Genomic DNA, 2,603 nt, shown 5'->3' with positions numbered 1-2,603 from the left:
GATGCACGATATGCCTACGGCACGCTGTGCGAAGGCACTCCTGCAAGTGCCTTAACAAAAGTTCATACAGTGTCGATTACTTTTGTCCGACTACTTATAACTTGAGTGATTTGACTGGAATCAGCTTTACAGAATAAGAACGATCGGATTATCAAAGTCCGAACCAGATACAGATTGGCAAACGCTCGCAATTGACATAGGAGCAACATGGGCACGATCGCGACTAAGGACGGTACGCAAATCTATTACAAAGACTGGGGCACAGGACAGCCTATTGTCTTCAGTCACGGCTGGCCGCTGAGTGCGGATGCTTGGGAATCGCAGATGTTTTTTCTCGCCTCGCACGGCTACCGTTGCATCGCCCACGATCGTCGCGGTCATGGCCGATCGAGCCAACCTTGGCACGGCAATGACATGGATACCTACGCTGACGATCTGGCAGAACTCTTTGAGGCGCTGGATCTAAAGGATGCGGTGACGATCGGACACTCTACAGGCGGTGGTGAAGTAGCGCGTTTCATCGGACGCCACGGTACCAAGCGCGTTTCCAAGGCCGTGCTGATGGGCGCAGTGCCGCCACTGATGCTCAAGACAGAGGCAAATCCGGGTGGGCTGCCCATTGAGGTGTTCGATGGCTTTCGGGCGGCGTTTTTGGCTGACCGATCGCAGTTCTTCCTCGATGTAGCCAGCGGGCCGTTCTTTGGCTTCAATCGACCCGGTGCCAAAGTCTCCCAAGGTCTGATCCAGTCCTGGTGGATGCAGGGTATGATGGCTGGTCATAAAAACGCTTATGACTGCATTAAGGCGTTTTCGGAAACAGATTTCACCGAGGATTTGAAGAAGTTCGACGTGCCAACGTTGATTATTCACGGTGATGACGATCAGATCGTACCCATAGGTGCTTCTGCCCTCCTGTCTGCCAAGCTCGTCAAGAATTCGATTTTGAAGATCTATCCTGGGGGAACGCATAGTTTGGGCGACACGAGCAAGGAACGGCTCAACGCCGACCTGCTGGAATTTCTTAAATCCTGATGCGGATGCAAGGATGTGAGACATCCCTGTTAAAAAACTCAATGGGTGCATTCTTATAAGTTTGCACCTGTTTCGCACAGATATTACCCAACAACCGCCAGAAATCACAGGCATGACAAAAAAACTAGAGGGAAAAATTGCAGTCGTTACAGGTGCATCTAAAGGCATCGGTGCCTCGATCGCCAAACATCTGGCAGCCGAAGGTGCAGCAGTTGTCGTTAACTATTCATCAAGCAAAGAAGGGGCCGATCGCGTGGTTGATGAAATTACCAGCACAGGCGGTAAGGCGATCGCAGTTCAAGCCAATGTTGCCAAAAAAGCAGAGATCGAACATCTGTTTGCACAGACACAGCAAACATTCGGCAAGCTAGATATTTTGGTCAACAATGCGGGAATTTATGAATTTTCCCCACTGGAAAACATCACCGAAGAACACTTCCACAAGCAATTCGATCTGAATGTGCTGGGATTGATCTTCGCCTCACAACAAGCCGTCAAGCACTTCGGCTCGGCAGGCGGCAGCATTATCAATATCAGTTCGATCGTTAGCACCCTCGCCCCCGCCAATGCCTCAATTTATAGTGCTACCAAAGCGGCTGTTGATGCCGTCACGAAGTCGCTAGCCAAAGAGTTAGGCCCCCGCAACATTCGCATCAACTCCATCAATCCCGGCATGGTGGAAACGGAGGGGGCACACACAGCAGGAATTACCGAGAGTGAAGGTCGCCAACAAACTGAAGCGCAAACACCATTACGTCGCATTGGACAGCCACAGGACATCGCCCCTGCCGTTGTCTTCCTTGCTTCCTCCGATTCGGGCTGGATCACTGGCGAAACGCTGTACATTACGGGTGGGCTTCGCTAAAGCGCCAGTCCAGTAGAATAAATTGACAAAAACAACGAAATATGTGTTATGTAGGGGCGTTCGCGTAGCGTGCCGGAGGCATTAGCATTTGGGCGACAATTTATTGCAAAAAACCCAAGATTTTCTGTCCAAATGCTTCGCCCTGCCGCAATCTAAAGCCCATTTCACATTATTTTGCTTTTGTCAATCTCTTTTACTGGACTGGCGCTCTAGAACATCGATTCAGTACCTATCGTTAACGATTTGAAAAACGCGGACTCCACCACTTGTACCAAGCAATCCAAGCCTTCTCTAAAATTTGATAACTTTGCTGCGGCGAAGAATTATTTAAAGGTACAGACATTTGCGTCCACAGACAACGTTCGTCTCGCAGTTTTGCCGAATCTAACAACCATAAAAAGAAGCGATCGAACCGCAAATCGTACATATATCGATTGCGCCTAAACTGCTCATAAGTGAACGTAGTACCGCCACTCGGATTTATACAAGCACTCAAGTACGCTCGTTTTTCGTAAACAAACATACCATAGAAGCCTACATTTTTATTATTAATAATACTAGGTTTAATATTACGAAAAGATGAAATAGCCGTGTACTTTTCTATCCAAGCTTCCAGATTGCCAAACGGTTCTATATCCTTTGGACTCTTCACTAAATAGCGCATTTCTATATCCAAGGGCAACCCATTTTGAACATAGCGATATTT

3 protein-coding genes are annotated in these 2,603 nt (G+C 48.3%); 2 read left to right on the top strand and 1 reads right to left on the bottom strand.

All coding sequences use genetic code 11. The features are described from left to right. Window positions 1-207: 207 nt before the first annotated feature. Together H6S82_RS28205 and H6S82_RS28200 are read left to right on the top strand one after the other, a co-directional pair. On the top strand, window positions 208-1,032 hold the full coding sequence (locus H6S82_RS28205) for an alpha/beta hydrolase (protein WP_190470284.1): 825 nt from the start codon (window positions 208-210) through the stop codon (window positions 1,030-1,032). A 112-nt stretch (window positions 1,033-1,144) separates the two neighbouring features. Further along, window positions 1,145-1,897: a glucose 1-dehydrogenase gene (locus tag H6S82_RS28200; RefSeq protein WP_190470288.1), complete on the top strand. Its 753-nt coding sequence runs from the start codon at window positions 1,145-1,147 to the stop codon at window positions 1,895-1,897. 235 nt (window positions 1,898-2,132) lie between these two features. On the opposite strand, the gene H6S82_RS28195 is transcribed toward H6S82_RS28200, so the two are convergent. Continuing rightward, window positions 2,133-2,603: cyanoexosortase A system-associated protein (locus H6S82_RS28195; protein WP_191057105.1), on the bottom strand; the 471-nt coding region annotated here is incomplete at its 5' end.

Origin of the sequence: Planktothrix sp. FACHB-1355 (assembly GCF_014748295.1) — a bacterium.
In the GTDB taxonomy this organism is placed as follows: domain Bacteria; phylum Cyanobacteriota; class Cyanobacteriia; order Cyanobacteriales; family Aerosakkonemataceae; genus Aerosakkonema; species Aerosakkonema funiforme_A.
This window is presented reverse-complemented; position numbering and strand designations above follow the sequence as displayed.